The sequence below is a fragment of the Paenibacillus humicola genome (assembly GCF_028826105.1).
Lineage (GTDB): Bacteria > Bacillota > Bacilli > Paenibacillales > Paenibacillaceae > Paenibacillus_Z > Paenibacillus_Z humicola.
Genome location: NZ_JAQGPL010000001.1, coordinates 2421263 through 2436501, shown reverse-complemented (window position 1 = coordinate 2436501; position 15239 = coordinate 2421263). Strand labels below are relative to the sequence as shown.

Annotated in this window: 15 protein-coding genes; 7 read left to right on the top strand and 8 right to left on the bottom strand. The window is 58.1% G+C overall.

Annotated elements, in window-relative coordinates; translation table 11 throughout:
• Nucleotides 1–3 precede the first annotated feature (3 nt).
• The 4 genes from PD282_RS11325 (at nt 4) to PD282_RS11310 (ending at nt 4267) form a co-directional block, all read left to right on the top strand.
• Nucleotides 4–498, top strand: a complete 495-nt coding sequence (locus tag PD282_RS11325; protein ID WP_274650786.1) for a sensor histidine kinase — start codon at nt 4–6, stop codon at nt 496–498.
• Nucleotides 499–743: 245 nt separating this feature from the next.
• Nucleotides 744–1715: a 2-hydroxyacid dehydrogenase gene (locus PD282_RS11320; RefSeq protein ID WP_274650785.1), complete on the top strand. Its 972-nt coding sequence runs from the start codon at nt 744–746 to the stop codon at nt 1713–1715.
• Between the two features lie 186 nt (nt 1716–1901).
• Nucleotides 1902–3248: a cytochrome ubiquinol oxidase subunit I gene (locus tag PD282_RS11315; protein ID WP_274650784.1), complete on the top strand. Its 1347-nt coding sequence runs from the start codon at nt 1902–1904 to the stop codon at nt 3246–3248.
• Entirely contained in the window at nt 3245–4267 is a 1023-nt protein-coding gene (locus tag PD282_RS11310) for a cytochrome d ubiquinol oxidase subunit II (RefSeq protein ID WP_274650783.1), read from the top strand. Before PD282_RS11315 ends, PD282_RS11310 begins: the two co-directional genes overlap by 4 nt.
• 75 nt (nt 4268–4342) lie before the next feature.
• On the opposite strand, the gene PD282_RS11305 is transcribed toward PD282_RS11310, so the two are convergent.
• Complete coding sequence (locus tag PD282_RS11305; protein ID WP_274650782.1) at nt 4343–5173, bottom strand: helix-turn-helix domain-containing protein; 831 nt, start codon at nt 5171–5173, stop codon at nt 4343–4345.
• Nucleotides 5174–5641: 468 nt separating this feature from the next.
• Between PD282_RS11305 and PD282_RS11300 the strand changes: the two genes are divergently transcribed.
• Nucleotides 5642–6094: a VOC family protein gene (locus PD282_RS11300; protein ID WP_274650781.1), complete on the top strand. Its 453-nt coding sequence runs from the start codon at nt 5642–5644 to the stop codon at nt 6092–6094.
• Between the two features lie 150 nt (nt 6095–6244).
• Here PD282_RS11300 and PD282_RS11295 read toward each other — a convergent pair whose 3' ends face one another.
• Both PD282_RS11295 and PD282_RS11290 read right to left on the bottom strand, forming a co-directional pair.
• A complete protein-coding gene (locus PD282_RS11295) occupies nt 6245–7123 on the bottom strand; it encodes an NAD-dependent epimerase/dehydratase family protein (RefSeq protein WP_274650780.1) in 879 nt (292 codons plus the stop codon).
• 264 nt (nt 7124–7387) lie between these two features.
• Entirely contained in the window at nt 7388–7888 is a 501-nt protein-coding gene (locus PD282_RS11290) for an NUDIX domain-containing protein (protein ID WP_274650779.1), read from the bottom strand.
• A 165-nt stretch (nt 7889–8053) separates the two neighbouring features.
• On the opposite strand from PD282_RS11290, the gene PD282_RS11285 reads away from it, so the two are divergent.
• A complete protein-coding gene (locus PD282_RS11285) occupies nt 8054–8746 on the top strand; it encodes a L,D-transpeptidase family protein (protein WP_420832288.1) in 693 nt (230 codons plus the stop codon).
• A gap of 166 nt (nt 8747–8912) precedes the next feature.
• On the opposite strand, the gene PD282_RS11280 is transcribed toward PD282_RS11285, so the two are convergent.
• Nucleotides 8913–9281 (bottom strand): ArsR/SmtB family transcription factor, encoded by a 369-nt coding sequence (locus PD282_RS11280; protein WP_420832287.1) that lies wholly within the window; start codon nt 9279–9281, stop codon nt 8913–8915.
• A 135-nt stretch (nt 9282–9416) separates the two neighbouring features.
• Between PD282_RS11280 and PD282_RS11275 the strand changes: the two genes are divergently transcribed.
• Entirely contained in the window at nt 9417–11765 is a 2349-nt protein-coding gene (locus PD282_RS11275) for a heavy metal translocating P-type ATPase (protein ID WP_274650777.1), read from the top strand.
• Nucleotides 11766–11806: 41 nt separating this feature from the next.
• Here PD282_RS11275 and PD282_RS11270 read toward each other — a convergent pair whose 3' ends face one another.
• The 4 genes from PD282_RS11270 to PD282_RS11255 all read right to left on the bottom strand — a co-directional run bounded on the left by PD282_RS11270 (nt 11807) and on the right by PD282_RS11255 (nt 15228).
• The gene (locus PD282_RS11270) at nt 11807–12244 is read right to left on the bottom strand and encodes a disulfide oxidoreductase (protein ID WP_274650776.1); all 438 of its coding nucleotides are present in this window, start codon (nt 12242–12244) and stop codon (nt 11807–11809) included.
• Nucleotides 12241–12939, bottom strand: coding sequence for a DsbA family protein (locus PD282_RS11265; protein ID WP_274650775.1), 699 nt, complete (start codon nt 12937–12939; stop codon nt 12241–12243). The genes PD282_RS11270 and PD282_RS11265 overlap by 4 nt, the downstream gene beginning before the upstream one ends.
• A gap of 374 nt (nt 12940–13313) precedes the next feature.
• The gene (locus PD282_RS11260; RefSeq protein WP_274650774.1) at nt 13314–14138 is read right to left on the bottom strand and encodes a sugar phosphate isomerase/epimerase family protein; all 825 of its coding nucleotides are present in this window, start codon (nt 14136–14138) and stop codon (nt 13314–13316) included.
• 22 nt (nt 14139–14160) lie between these two features.
• Nucleotides 14161–15228, bottom strand: coding sequence for a Gfo/Idh/MocA family oxidoreductase (locus tag PD282_RS11255; RefSeq protein ID WP_274650773.1), 1068 nt, complete (start codon nt 15226–15228; stop codon nt 14161–14163).
• Nucleotides 15229–15239 lie beyond the last annotated feature (11 nt).

The window sequence follows — 15239 nt, the reverse complement described above, 5'->3', positions numbered from 1 at the left end:
ACGTTGGGCAACGGTAAAGAAATCGTGACGATCGGCGACGAGCTTTCCCACATCTCCTTGTATACCGAGATTCAGAATCACCGGTTCGACTTCGGCATCCGGCTCGAAATCGCGGTGGAGGACGAAAGCCTGCTGAACGCGGCGATTCCGAAAATATCGCTGCAGCCGATCGTGGAGAACGCTTTCCTGCACGGGATCATGGAAAAGCCGGACAAGACCGGCCATATCCGGATCCGGATCGAAACGGACTGCGGCAATATCCGGATTTTGATCGCCGACGACGGCGTCGGCATGACCGAAGAGCAGATCCGGCGGGCCACCCGCCCGCTTGCTCCGGATCAGCGGCACGGCTATGGCTTGTCCAATATTCATAACCGGTTCCAGCTTTTTTACGGCGCTTCGTACGGCCTGTCCTTCCATAGCGGGCACGGGGGCGGAACGACCGTAACCGTCCGGCTGCCCCGTCAGCCGATTCGCGAGCAAGGAGGGAACGAATAACAAATCTCGTCTTGTCAGGGCAAATTCCATTTGCTAGAATGCGGATAAACGTGTTCGTAATACGTTCCCCGCCTGCCGGCGCTCGGCTCCGGGCACAATTAGCGGTAAGCGCTTACGGCCTAGTGAAAGCCGGTCCGGCTATACTTGCGGGGAAGACGCTCCGATTTGAGGGCAGCGTGTTTTTCGTTGTCCCCACTCCGAGGCGAGGAGCGCGGAACCATACGGAACGGAAAAGAGGTAGTGCAATGAAACCGCACGTCTATGTAACCCGGAAAATCGACAGTGACATCGTGGCGAAACTGAACGAAGCGGCCGAAGTTTCGATGTGGCCGGAAGAGGACGTTCCGGTGCCGCGCGAGGTGCTGGAACGGGAGATCCGCCATGCCGACGGCCTTTTCTGCCTGCTGACCGAAAAGATCGACGATACGCTGCTGGCTGGCGCCGAACGCTTGTCGGTCATCGCCAACATGGCGGTCGGCTACAACAATATCGACGTCGCCGCCGCTTCCGCCCGCGGGATTAAAGTGACGAACACGCCGGGCGTCCTGACGGAGACGACGGCCGATCTGACCTTTGCCCTGCTCATGGCGGCGGCGCGGCGGCTCGTGGAAGCATCCGATTATCTCCGCCGGGGCGATTGGGTGACGTGGTCGCCCATGCAGCTGACCGGCCAGGACGTGTATGGCGCGCGCCTCGGCATCATCGGCCTCGGGCGGATCGGGGAGGCGCTCGCCCGCCGGGCGGACGCATTCGGCATGCAGGTTTCCTATTACAGCCGGACGCGTAAGCCGCACGCCGAAGAGCGGCTGAGCCTCACCTACGCCGAGATGGACGACCTGCTGCGGGAATCCGATTTTGTCTGCATTCTCGTTCCCTATTCCCCGGACACCCATGGCTTGATCGGGCGGCGGGAGCTGTCGCTGATGAAGTCGACGGCCGTGCTGGTCAATACGTCGCGCGGCGGTATCGTCGACGAAGCGGCGCTGTACGACGCCCTGAAATCGAAAACGATCTGGGCCGCCGGGCTGGACGTATTCGAACGGGAGCCGGTCGCAACGGATCACCCGCTGCTGACGCTCCCGAACGTCGTCGCCCTTCCCCATATCGGCAGCGCCAGCGTCAAAACCCGGCTGCGAATGGGGCATATGGCGGCCGATAATTTAATTCAGGCGCTACAGGGAGGCACGCCGCCCAACTGGGTAAACCGGCCGGAGTGAAGCCTGTTCGCTAACATCGGCACGTGACTAGCTGGCGCCGTTTACCAACAAAAGGGATTGCAGGACGGCTTGAACAAGCTGAGCTGCAGTCCTTTTTGTTTTCAGCTTTTCCATCCATTTGAGGCATACATTGGCATTCGATTGCCCAAACTATCCGAATCAAGCATGCCGAAACGGAGGAAAAGTATGGATAACGTTTCGTTAGCGCGGTCGTTGTTCGGATCGTCCATGGCGTTCCATATCATTTTCGCGACGATGGGAGTCGGACTGCCTTTTATGATCGTCATCGCGGAAATTTGGTATCAAATCCGGAAAGACCGCGATTACGCCACGATGGCCAAGCGGTGGACCAAAGGCTTCGCGATTATTCTCGGCGTCGCGATTCCGTCGGGAACGATCGTCGGCATTATGCTGTCGCTGCTGTGGCCGGGCTTTATGGAAATCGTCGGGCAGGTGATCGCCCTGCCCTTCCAGATCGAAATTTGGGCGTTTTTCCTGGAAGCGCTGTTCATGAGCATTTACGTCTACGCAGCCGACCGGCTCTCGCCGTCCGTCCGGATTATAAGCGTCCTTTTCGTGGCGATCGGCTCCAGCCTGTCCGCCGTACTCATTACCGATGCCCATGCGTGGATGAACACGCCCAAGGGCTTCCGGCTCGTAAACGGCCAAGTCATGGACGTCGACCCGCTCGCAGCGGTATTCAACCCGAGTCTGCCTACGACTGCGATGCACGTCCTGCTGTCGGCCTATATGACCGGCGCCTTCGCCGTCGCCTCGGTCTCGGCGTATAAGCTGCTCCGCCGTGAAAGATCCGAGCGTGAACGCGAGTATCACCGCAAAAGCTTGATTCTTGCCCTGCTGGTCGGCTGTTTCATGTCGGTGATGACTGCGGTCAACGGGCATGAAACCGCTCAAATGCTGCACCGGTTCCAGCCCGAGAAGCTGGCTGCGGCGGAAGGCCTGTTCGAAACGCAGGACTATGCACCGCTGGCGATCGGCGGTTTTACCGACCGGGATACCCGCACGATCAAAGGGGCGATTGAAATTCCATGGGCGCTGAGCTTTCTCGCCGGCAACCGGTTCGATACCGTCGTAAAAGGGCTGAACGACTTCCCCGAAGCCGAATGGCCGCCGCTGTTCATCCATACCCTCTTTAACCTGATGGTCGGCATCGGCACACTGCTCATTTTGGCATCGGGCCTGACGATTGTTCTGCGGCTTGCGTTCAAGAAGCCATATCCGCGCTGGCTGCTAAGGTCGCTTATATTCACCGGGCCGTTATCCATGATCGGCATCGAGACCGGATGGGTGTTCAGCTGCACGGGACGGCAGCCGTGGACCATTTACCATATCCAGAAAACCGCTTCCGCCGCGACGAAAACCCAGCAGCTCGGCACGCTGTTCGTCTTGTTTCTGGGACTGTACGTCTTTCTGCTGATCGTGACCTCCGCGGTGATGCTCCATTACTTCAAGCGGCATCCGGTAACGCCGGATATGCTGGAGCTGCGCAAGCCGGAAGGGAGAAACGCATGAACGACGTAACGCTGGCAATTACGATTCTATGGGTGTTTTTGTTCATTTACTCCATCGCAGGGTCGATCGATTTCGGGGCAGGCTTCTGGTCCCTGTATTACAGCCGAAAAAATCCGCGGGCGGCCGATATCGCCAACCGCTTCCTGTCCCCGTCCTGGGAAGTGACCAACGTGTTTCTTGTGCTGCTGGTCGTGGCGCTCGTCGTCTTTTTCCCCCGCGCCGCCAATGTACTGGGCACTCTGCTTCTTTTGCCGGTCAGCCTCGTCCTCATTCTGCTGCTGTTTCGCAGCGCGTTTATCGTATACGCGTATTCCGTGCAGCAGCACGTTCAAGCTCTCCGCTTCGTTTCCGGAGCGACCGGCCTGCTCATCCCGGGCCTGCTCGTCAGCATTCTGCCTATGACGCTTGGAGGCTTCATCCATACGAAACAAGGCTACCCTCAGCTGGAATTCGGCGACTTGCTGCGCAGCCCGACCTTATACGTCCATGTCGGCTTCGGCATTATGACGGAGCTTTTTCTGTCAGCGCTGTTTCTGTGCGATTACGGGCGGGAAGCCGGAGACGAAGTCTCTTCACTTCGTTACCGGTCGCTTGCCATCATCTTTGGTCCCTTGGCTCTGATGATGGCCGTGCTGGTCATTGTGACGATGGAACCGGAAGCGTCATGGATCGTCGTCCGAATGAGCGGACAGCAAATCTGGTTTCTGCTGTCGCTCGTCGCCTTCCTGGCCGGGTACGGAGCGCTGTGGATCCGGCGGCGCGATGGCCGAACCGGCTGGCCCCGGCTGGCCGTCGCCGCCGTCGTCGTGCAGTTCGCGCTGGCCAGCTTCGCCTACGGCAGAGCGCACCTGCCTTATATCATTTACCCGGATCTGACGGTGGAAGCCGGGTTTACGAATCATACGATGTTTGTATCCCTGCTGTGGGGCTACGGAATTGGAACCGCCATCTTATTTCCGGCCTTCGTGCTGTTCTGGCGGTTATTTTTAAAGGATAAGCGGTACCTGCGTACCGAGTGAACGGCAAAACCCGCCGGCTATGCCGCCTGCTCATTCGCCTGCCGCATGGCCTGCTCGCCGAAAAACGCTTGTTCCTTACCGGTTGCGGCTTTCCCTTACCTGCCGCAAAAACCTGTCCATCAGCAGCGGAATCGAGACAAGTATCGGAGGGTCGTCCAAACGCGGCGCTCGCAGCGTAAGGTGCTGGTGCGGAACGAGGGGTTCCGTCCGTACAACGATTGGCGTCAACGAGCGGGCGCGCAGGGTATTGTGCGGCAGCAGAACGTCTAGTGCCTGCATGCCCCATGGAATCGACGTGGACATCAAATAATACGTTCCGGGCCGGACGCCAGGCAGCCGAAATTTCCCCGGGGAAGACAGCAGCGTTCCGTACTGCGGAACACCTTCGGGGATCGGTTTGGCGAACAGTCCGACCAGCACGATGCCTTCGAACGGCACCTCCGCCCGAATTGTGCCCTCGACATCGGCGTATCCGATTCCCGGCGGCTGAAACGTCCTCCAATTGTCCAGCATTCGCAGGGATCGCAGATGGCTGTCCGCCTGCAGCCGCGAATTGCGAAATTCGGCCGGCGTCATGCCCACCCGTTCGGTAAAGCGGGTCGTAAATGTCCCGAGGCTCTGCTGCCCGATTTCCAGCCCGACGTCGCGAATGCTGAGGCCGGTGCGGAGCAGCAGGTCCTTGGCCATCTGCAGCCGGAGCGACGAAACGTAATAAAGGGGCGAGAGCCCCATTCTCTCCTTGAAGATGCGCGTAAAATGAAACGGGCTGTAAGAGGCGTAGCCGGCCAAGCGCGATAGCGGGAGAGGCTCGTAGAGATGCTGCTGGATAAAGGCGACCACCTCGTCGATTCCGGCATACCGGGCGGTGCCGATTCCCGTATCTTCCTCACTTTTGATCCGGATCATTACCTCACCCCTTCGAACGTTTGTTCGCATTTTAATTATAGCATACATTTCGGGGCTTGGGAACGGCAAAACGAGTTTTCTCGCTTAAATTCACACGCATTCGTTTGTTCTTACCTAAATTCACGTGCATTCGTTCGTCTACGGCGTACGAAACTGCCGGAGCCGGACCGGCAAATGAAAAAGCCCGTCCCGGAACATTTTGCCGGAACAGGCCCGCCATTTTGCTTTGGCTATGTTAAATTTTGCTGTTCATATTTGATTTATACGAACTAATGTTCTATAATCAGGGTAATATCGCTATTCAAAAGCAGGAAATATATCGGAACTCCGAATGGATAAAGGAGTCGAAATATTAGGAGTTTAGAATATCGGTATCCGTGTCATTTTATTGCGTAAAACGGTCTTATTACAGGCATCACGAATTGAATTTCGTAAAATATAAATTTGCACACAGAAGGAGATCAAACGATGGTAAATAACAAATTACTACGTATGGACAATGTCGGCATCGTAGTCGAATCCCTCGATGAAGCCATCTCTTTCTTCGAGGAGATTGGCTTGAAGCTCGAAGGGCGGGCTATAATCGAAGGCGAATGGGCCGGCCGCGTGACCGGGCTGGGCTCGCAGCGCGTAGAGATTGCGATGATGGTTACCCCGGATGGCCACAGCCGGCTTGAGCTTTCGCGCTTTATCGCCCCGCCTGCTGTATCGGATCACCGAACCGCTCCTGTCAATGCTCTCGGATATTTGCGCGTCATGTTCGCCGTTGAGGACCTTGACGAAATGGTATCCCGACTCGCCAAACATGGTGCTGTGCTCGTAGGCGAAGTGGTCCAGTACGAGAATTCGTACCGTCTCTGCTACATACGTGGAAATGAAGGACTTCTGATCGGTTTGGCGGAACAACTCGGTCATAAATAAGGTCTATTTTCCCTTCGGTCGCCCGTTTCTTGCGGACCGGCCTACCGAGAGACGCCATGCTTTCCGCCCGGGGGCCGGACGTATTCGTGTATTTCGTAACCAATGGTATTACTCCGCCTCGGCGCCCGGCTTGCCGTTTTCGGACCTCGTTTATCGGCTGTCCAACGTTTCCGCCGCGGCCGGAAACCGCGTCGATTTCGCCGGCTCGAAGCCAAATTCCTCCTTTAGCCGCCCGATATCGTACAGCGGCTTGAACTCTCCTTCGCGGCTCCGGTATATCTCCAGATTAAAGGCAGCGGCTTTTTTCCCCAAATAAGACTTGATGACCTGCGCTGCGGGAACGTTCGAGCTGATATCCGGACCGACAAAATTGCAGGTGACCACCCGGTCTTTAACCGGCGCCTCGACAATCCGCGCAATCCCCTCGACCACGTCGCTGGCATAGACGCGCGCCAGCAGAACGAACGGAAGCGTCAGTCTTTCCACCGCTTCGATGCGCGGCGGCGTCCAGCGTTCGTCCTCCACGACGGAACCGAGTCTCAAATTCACGAATTCGGTACCGGGATGATTCCGGTGAAAATACCGCGTCAGCTCTTCGACCATCGTCTTGCTGAAGCCGTATGCGTCTTTGGCCAGGCACGGGTGGTCATCCGGGATCGGAAGCGCCAGCGGTACGAATTCGTCATCCAGGCAGCCGGCCGCGGCAATCGAGCTGGCCGTCACGAATCTGCGGCAGCCGTTGTCCAGCAAATACCGGAACAGCCTGCCCGTCCCCTGTACATTGACGGCAAGCCCGTCCTCTTCGCTGCATCCGCCGGTGACCGCCGCCAAATGCACGACGGCGTTGATTTGGAACCCGTTCAGTCGGCGCAGGTCATCCGTTTGACCGAAGGAGCCCTTAACGAATCGAAACCCGGCTTCCCCTTTCAACGGACTCCGCGCCATTCCGATTACCTCGTGCGTTTCGGCCAGCTTCCTTGCCACCTTTTCCCCGATAAAACCGTTCACGCCCGTTACGAGAATGTTCATCCTTTCACTCCCATCCGTATCGCTTCGCCACGATCGTTTCTCTATCATTGTAGCTGAGGGAATTTCAGAAGTATTTATCGATTCCTGCGTTTTTTTGCGCAAAAACAAACAAATGCAGGCTGTCAAGACCGCGGACGTTTGACAACGGAGCGGGTAAAAGTCCAAGCGGCACGTACTTCGTCCTCGGTGAGGAAGCTCGAAATGCATATTTTCGTTATCGCCTGCAGCGTCGTTCGTTCAGAAGCTGCCGGGCATACACGTGTCTCAAAATACGACCGGATCGTTCAGCGCCGACCATTGAACGGCCGGCCTGCCGTCTTGGTCCAAGGACATCGTCCCGACCATCACTTCCCATTTGTCCGGATGCTTCTCTTCATAATCCATCATACATGCGATAATCCTGGAGACAGGAACACTCCTCCAGTCCTTCCTGTCGATCCAGAACAGCTCCCCTTCATCGGATGCCCGCAGATCGGTCTTCTCCGTTTGACCGAAATATACGAACTGCTGCCGGATTTCATCCTCCTTCAGCCGGAGCAAAATATAGCGGAGCCTGAGTCCCGTCATTTCGCCCGCCCGGATGCCCGATTCCTCTTCAATTTCCCTGAGACAAGCCTCCATGGGACAGCCCAGCTCGCATGGCTCCAGATGACCTCCAAGACCGCTCCAAAATTCCGCATCGTAAAGACGGCTTCCCCTTTTTCGCATCATCAAGACCCGTTCGCCGTTGAACAAAAAAGCGGTCGCCATCAGCCGGTGTTCCATGCCCATCTCTCCATTTTCTTCCGATTAGTCATGCTTCATCAGCGGAAGAGGCTTTGTTTGTGCCCGGTCTATTGTCCGGGAATTCCGTTCTTGCCCAAGTATGATATTGAAACATAAGGTTACACTAGCGGCAGATATGAAAAAATTTTGATGCGGAGATCGATGATGATTAGACATTCCTTTCGACTTGCGCTGATTCCCCTGCTGCTGGCAGGCATTTTGATCACGGCCGGGAAGGCGGACGGCTACGCGGATTCTTCGCTGCCGATCGTTGCGGACCAAGGACTGTATTCAATTGAAGTTTATCCGCTTTATCACCAGCTGATCGTACGGGCGCAGGGCCAAAAATTCAAGACGTACCGGGTGGCCGTCGGCAATCCGTCAACCCCTACCCCCGCGGGAGAATATCGCATTACGTATAAAGGAGAAAATTGGGGACCGTCATACGGCCCGCGCTGGCTCGGCTTGAACGTCCCTTGGGGGAGCTACGGCATTCACGGCACAAACAAGCCGTTCTCCATCGGGCAGCATTTGAGCCACGGCTGCATCCGGATGAACAACAGGGACGTCCTCGAGCTGTACGATCTGATTCCGATCGGCACCAAAGTGACGATTTTCGGCCATGTTCTGGGCGATTTGAGGGACGAGCCGCGACAGCTGGCGGAAGGCGATGTCGGCGGAGACGTGCAGCTGATCCAGTCCCGGCTGAAGAGCGCCGGCTATTTTAACGGAAGCTGCAACGGCAAATTCCGGGCGGACACGTCGGCGGCGCTGAAACGGTTCCAGCGGGACCGCAGCCTGGCGCCGAACGGGGTCGTTTCCCCGAAGGTTTACGAGGAGCTGGGGCTTTGGGAATAACCGCGAAAGAGCCGGGCCCGGCACGAGCCTTACAGGTTCGATGCCGGTTTTTTGTTTTTCACTGAGAAACGGTCAAAGGGCGGCGATCCGCCCTTTCCGGCCGATGCGCCAAGCGCAGGAGGCCGTTCATGAATATACTGAAGGAATTCTAGCGCTTCCGAAGCCGTTATTCATGCTTCAAATGCTGCAGCGTTTGCAGGAACAGCTGCTCAATGTGATCGTCGTCGAGCGAATAATAAACCGTCTTGCCGACCTTCCGCCGTTTGACGATCCGCATATTGCGCAGAAAACGGAGCTGATGCGACACGGCCGACTGACCCATTTCCAGCACCCGGGTCAGGTCGTGCACGCACAACTCGCTCTGAAGGAGCGCGTGAATCAGCTTAATGCGCGTCGGGTCGCCGAGCGTCTTGAACAGATCTGCCATCGCGGAGGCCGACGTTTCGTCAACCAGCTGCGCTTTGACGCCGTGAATATCCGCTTCCGTTCCGGCGCAGCTGTCGTCGCATCCCTCTTGAATCGTTTTATCTATCATCGTAATGTCACCAGCCGTGTCTAATTATTGTGCTCCCCATTATAGCATACGAAATTTAAATTGACTTCTTTTGGCATTGGTTTTATTATATGAGCAAGTATTCATATATAAAATTCGACCGAAGGTGGGCGGCTCATGAACGAATACCGCGTCAGAGGTCTTTCCTGCGGCAGCTGCGCCATGGAGCTCGAAAGGCGGATCCGGGCGCTGGAATACGGCGAATCCGCAACGCTCAGCTTCGCTTCCGGGAAGCTGAAGCTCGACCCGCGCGTATCCCTGGCAGACGTGCGCCGAATATTGAAATCGGACCGCGCCGAGCTCGATTCCGTTCACGTCGATGCCGCAGCAGAGGGGCATCCGCTTCATGACGGAAGCGGCGGCGGACACGGAGCGGAGGCCGAGCATTCCTCCGGGCCTAGGCACGGGCATGGAAAACATCGCGCTCATTCGCATGCTGCAGCCGATCACGAAACGGCTGCCGCGCACGAGCATCCCCACTCCGACGTCGATCGCGAGCACCCCCATATGACAGACGGGCACGACCATCATGCACACGGCCATTCGCATGCTCACGGCAGCGGCAGACGAACGGCATATGCGCTGCTTATCCTGTCCGCGGTGCTGTTTGGCGCCGCCGCGCTCCTCGCAAGCGTACTGCCCGATTGGCTTCGCATCGCCATGTACGCAGCCGCCATCGTCGTCAGCGGGTATTCGACCTTCCTGCGAGGGCTGCGAAATCTGCTCGCCTTTCGATTTACGATCGATACGCTTATGACCATCGCCCTGATCGGCGCGGTCGGGCTGGGCGACTGGAAGGAAGCGGCGCTGGTCGCCATCCTGTTCGGGCTGAACGAGCTGCTCGAAGGGCTCGGCATGGAGAAAGCGCGGCGGCAGGTGGAAACGCTGCTGCAGGAGGCGCCCAAGCAAGCGGTCAAGCTGATGGACGGAACGGAGACGGTCGTGCCGATCGCTTCGCTGCAGCGGTTCGATCTCGTCATCGTCAGGCCGGGCGAGAAAATCCCTTCGGACGGACGCGTCGAACGGGGCCGCAGCTCCGTGAACGAAGCGGCGCTCACCGGCGAATCGCTCCCGGTCGACAAAGCGGCCGGCGACGCCGTATTCGGCGGCAGCCTGAACAACGAAGGCGTGCTGCACGTCCGCATCGACAAACCGTACAGCGACTCTTCGTTCGCGAAAATTCTTCATCTCGTGGAAGAAGCACAGGAAACGAAAACGCCCACCGAGCTGTTCATCAACCGGTTTGCGGGTTATTATACCCCGCTGATCATCGTCATCGCGATTGCCGTTGCGATCCTTCCACCCCTTGCGTTCGGCGGCGAATGGAGCAAATGGCTGTACCAAGGATTGGCCGTCTTGATCGTCGGCTGCCCATGCGCGCTTATCCTGTCGTCTCCCGTAGCGATCCTGTCCGGCATCGCCCGCTGCGCGCGAAACGGCGTCCTGATCAAAGGCGGCGTGTTTCTGGAGCAGCTCGGGCGCATCGACACCGTCGCCTTCGACAAAACCGGGACGCTGACGGAAGGGCGCCCGGCCGTCGTCCGCTCCGTCGTCTATGACGAAGCGAGGTTTTGGTCCATTGCCGGCGCGCTCGAGAAGTCGTCTTCGCATCCGCTGGCCAAAGCGGTGCTGGCGGAAGCTTCGCGGCACGCCGAAGCGTTTCCGGACCCCGAGGAGACCGAGGCGCTGCCGGGCAGCGGCGTCCGGGCCCGCATCGGCGGCGACCGCTATATCGCAGGCAACGAGCGCAGTCTGGCGGGGCTTGACATTTCCGCGGACGTGCGCGAGCAGATCCAGGCGCTGAAGGCGGACGGCCTTACGCTGACGATCGTAACGGACGAACGCGGCGTGCTTGGCCTACTCGGCATTGCCGACCCTTTGCGGGAGGAAAGCCGAACGATTGTGGAACGACTGCGCCGCGCCGGCATTCGCAGGACGGTGATGCTGACCGGCGACCACCCGGAAGCGGCGCAGCGGGCGGCGGCCGCCTGCGGCGTGTCCGCCTGGTTCGGCGGCCTGCTGCCGGAGGAGAAGCTGGCGAAAATCAGGGCGCTGTCGAGCGAAGGTCGCGCGGCAATGATCGGCGACGGCTTGAACGACGCGCCTGCGCTCGCCGCGGCGGACCTCGGCATCGCGATGGGCAAAGGAACGGACAGCGCCATCGAAACGGCGGACGTCGTGCTCATGCAGGATCACCTCGGCAAGCTGCCGGAGGCGATCGCGATCGCCCGGCGCGTAGGCCGGATCGTCAAGTTCAATTTGGCGGCTGCGCTCGGATTGAAGCTCGCCGCCCTGCTCCTGACGATACCGGGCTGGCTCACGCTCTGGTTTGCGATTTTATCCGATATGGGGGCGACGGTTTTCGTTACGCTCGTCAGCCTGACCGTCCTGATGGAGCGCCGCGGGAAACCGATTGAACTCCGGTCGCCGGAGAGGCCTGCCGCAGACAGCAAAAAACTCGCTTAGCCGGTCATTGCGGCGAAAGCGAGTTTTTTTGCAAACCGTATTTAATCGGCAAGCTCATCATCCGTTCCGTCCGCCTCGTTCCTTCTGCCGGCGATCAGAAAAATCGTGATCAGAATAAAGGCGACGAGCGCCATCAGCGGTATGGTAATGACGCCGAACCAGTTCAAATAATCCTCGTTGCACGGGACGCCCTGCGTACAGGGAAGTATTTTAGCCAGTCCGGGCACCTTCTGCTCCAAGTAATGATACAGCGAGATGCAGCCGCCGAAGATGCTGAGCGGGAGCGCATACCCTACAATTCCCCGGTCGTTCTTGTAAGCCGCCCTGCCGAGCAGATAGACCAGCGGGTACATGAATATCCGCTGAAACCAGCACAGCTTGCAGGGGGTAAAGTTCATCACCTCGCTCAGGAACAGGCTGCCCCCCGTCGCGACGAGCGATACGACCCAGGCGCAGAACAGCGCGTATTGCCGCATCATTTGGCCATCGCCGCCTCGATCGCCGATTTCAGGTGCCCGTAGTTAAAGACGTCGGTAAAAATTTCGCCGTTAATGAACAAGGTCGGGGTCGCGTTGACATTGCCCTTTTTCCCGAGATTGATCTGCGCCGTGACCTCTTTCTGGTACGTGCCGTTCACGATATCTTGATGGACTTTATCCGCATCGACCTTGATCCCCTGCTGCTTTACGAAATCGGTCAGAAAATCCGGCGTCGCCCATTGTACATTCTCATTGCCTTGATTCGCATAAATTTTGTGATAAAAATTCCAAAATTCATCCTTGTTCTGATGGAAAATCGACTGACCTGCCAATGCCGCCGTATTCGAGTCGGGACCGATGATTGTAAAATTGGCGAAATAGAAGCCGACATCGCCCTTGTCGATAAAGTCCTTTTGAAGCTGCGGCAAAATGCTTTCGCTGAAAAGCTTGCACGAAGGGCATTTGAAATCCCCGAACTCGACGATTTTGACCGGCGCGTCCGCCTTTCCGTTCAGCGGCAGCGTGTCGTATTGGAGATCGAGCTTCGAGCTTGGTTTGAAGATGGCGGCCAAAACAATCAACGCCACGAATGCGGCTCCCGTCGACCACATCAACATTCTCGTCCGTCTCTGCTTCCGCTTTTGCTCCAGCTGGCGCTGCATTTTTTTGGTTACTTTGACTGCAGATTTCTGCAACGTTTTCCCCCCTAATAAAGATCACCGGACATTACCCTACATCTTATCGGACAAACCTTAAAATAAACTGAAAACGGCGGTCCGGTCATTGGATCGACACGTTTGCCGTCCTAGCGCAATGGGTGCTTCAGTCGCCCGGATGCCTGCTGCTATTTACAACTGTAGTGGGCTCGTTCGCCGTTGTCAATCTTAGGTTCGCACGCGCGAATCGTCCGGCGCAATGCCCCCGTTCATGTAGTACTCAAAAAAGAAACAGCCAACAATAGTGCTGGCTGCTTCAAATGGTTCCCTGACCGTTTCGAAAGCGGTTTTCAAGCCGGCCGCAAGCCTTCGCCTACCGGTCCGTTTGTCCTTCCGTTCACGGCTTTTATCCGCTACAGCGAATAGGCGCTCCTGATTTTGCCGAGCCCCTCGGACGCGACCTCCAGAGCGCTCTTGGCACCAAAATGCTCGATGAACAGCTCAAGCGACAGGAAGCCGCGATAGCCGGATTCGTGCAGCAGCTTGGCAAAACGAGCCGTCGGGGCGACGCCTTCGCCGGGGAAAACGCGGTCCCGGTCTGCAATAACGGCCCGCTCCGGCTGCGCCGGATAGTCGTTGACATGCACGATGCCGATCCGTTCCCCGTTCAAAAAACCGACGCCGCTTATTTCGCTGCCGCCCGTATACATATGAAACGGGTCAAGCAGCAGCTTCGCGCCGCTCTCGCCGCTTTGCACCGCGACGTAGATCGCTTCGGCAAGCGTGGAGAGCCGTTTCGCCCGGCCCCAGAACTCCAAATACGGCTCAACGCCGGTTTTGCGGCCAAGCTCGGACAGCGCGGCGTAATTCGCAGCCATGTCGTCAAGCGGCACCCCTTCCACATCGCCGAACGGCGGAGCCGCTACGGCGGCGCAGGCCAGCTCCGCGAGCATGTTCATCTCGCGCTCCGCCTGCGCGAAGCCGGCGCTTCTGACTTCGGCATCCTTGTCGGACCACTTGAAGAAGGCGATTGCGTTCGCAATCGCAATGCCGGAATCGGCGGCATACCGCTTCAGCTCGCCGAGCGAGCCGCCTTCCGCCGTATAAGCTTCCATATCGCGCACCCAGATTTCGATGCCTTCATAGCCTGCCTCGGCCGCGATGCGGATTTGCTCCTTCAGTCCGAGCTTGAACGGGAATAGGGTTGAGGCGTTTAACGCACATTTAAACGGAAACAACTTAAAGTCACCCGCTTTCTGTCTAGTTTTGAGCGGCGGTTTCGACCGTCCGCCCTTCCGCGACGCTCTTTAGCGCGAGCTCGATGACCCGGATCGCGTCGCGCGCCTGCTCCGGCCGCACGGCAAGCTCGCTCCCGTTCACGATATGATCGTATACGTTCCGGTAATAGTCCGCATACGATCCGCGGATCGTCTCGATCCGGCCCGTCACGTGCAGATTGCCGCCAAGCGTCGTATTCAGCACGCCCCATTCGCTTTCCGGCTCCACGCCCCAATTCGGCTCGGCCGGCGTTTGTCCGTTCCGGAGCGCAGCTTCCTGAGGGTCGTAGCCGTATTTGACGAAGCTGCCCTTCGTGCCGTGCAGCGCGTATCGCGGGCCAGGCTCGCGGACGAGCATCGACGAACGGAGTCTGGCTCTCAGGCCGCTTGCGAAGCCGAGCGTCACGTCAAACGAGTCGTCGGATACGGCTCCCTCCCGCTGTTTGCCCACGTGCGCCGTCACCGTCTGCGGCATGCCGAACAAAGTGAGCGCCTGATCGATAAAATGAACCCCAAGATCGTACAGCGTGCCCGAGCCCTTCTCGCCGTTGTCCCGCCAGCGTCCCGGATTCGTCACCGGAAAATAGCGCTCCCAGCGCAGCTCGGCCTCGGTAATATCGCCGATCAGCCCCTGCCGGACCACGTTCTGCACGGTCAGGAAATCGCCGTCCCAGCGCCGGTTATGAAAAACGCTGAGGGTAAGACCTTTCTCGCGCGCGAGTGCGATCAGCTCGCCGGCTTCCTCCGACGTCGTCGTGAACGGCTTCTCGACGACGACGTGCTTGCCCGCCGCAAGCGCGTCCTTCACAAACGTATAATGATCCGTGCTCGGCGTCGTGACAACGACGAGATCGATCAGAGGATCCTCGTACAGCTCCTTCACGTCGCGCGCGATCTGCACCCACGGATAACGTTCTTTGGATGCTTCGGTCCGCCGTTCGACCACCTTGACGAGCGCGATGCCCGGAACGGCCGTCATTACTGGGGCGTGGAACGTCCGGCCCGCATAGCCGTAGCCGATCAGCCCGGCGCGCAGCTTTGCCTGCTCCATTACCTCACTCC

Bases quoted from the DNA above. Each gene is read 5' to 3' on its own strand.
- PD282_RS11305 (WP_274650782.1), bottom strand. From the start codon at position 5,173: ATGATCCGGATCAAAAGTGAGGAAGATACGGGAATCGGCACCGCCCGG.
- PD282_RS11285 (WP_420832288.1), top strand. From the start codon at position 8,054: ATGATTAGACATTCCTTTCGACTTGCGCTGATTCCCCTGCTGCTGGCA.
- PD282_RS11290 (WP_274650779.1), bottom strand. From the start codon at position 7,888: ATGGAACACCGGCTGATGGCGACCGCTTTTTTGTTCAACGGCGAACGG.
- PD282_RS11300 (WP_274650781.1), top strand. From the start codon at position 5,642: ATGGTAAATAACAAATTACTACGTATGGACAATGTCGGCATCGTAGTC.
- PD282_RS11320 (WP_274650785.1), top strand. From the start codon at position 744: ATGAAACCGCACGTCTATGTAACCCGGAAAATCGACAGTGACATCGTG.
- PD282_RS11270 (WP_274650776.1), bottom strand. From the start codon at position 12,244: ATGATGCGGCAATACGCGCTGTTCTGCGCCTGGGTCGTATCGCTCGTC.
- PD282_RS11280 (WP_420832287.1), bottom strand. From the start codon at position 9,281: ATGATAGATAAAACGATTCAAGAGGGATGCGACGACAGCTGCGCCGGA.
- PD282_RS11275 (WP_274650777.1), top strand. From the start codon at position 9,417: ATGAACGAATACCGCGTCAGAGGTCTTTCCTGCGGCAGCTGCGCCATG.
- PD282_RS11255 (WP_274650773.1), bottom strand. From the start codon at position 15,228: ATGGAGCAGGCAAAGCTGCGCGCCGGGCTGATCGGCTACGGCTATGCG.
- PD282_RS11315 (WP_274650784.1), top strand. From the start codon at position 1,902: ATGGATAACGTTTCGTTAGCGCGGTCGTTGTTCGGATCGTCCATGGCG.
- PD282_RS11310 (WP_274650783.1), top strand. From the start codon at position 3,245: ATGAACGACGTAACGCTGGCAATTACGATTCTATGGGTGTTTTTGTTC.
- PD282_RS11295 (WP_274650780.1), bottom strand. From the start codon at position 7,123: ATGAACATTCTCGTAACGGGCGTGAACGGTTTTATCGGGGAAAAGGTG.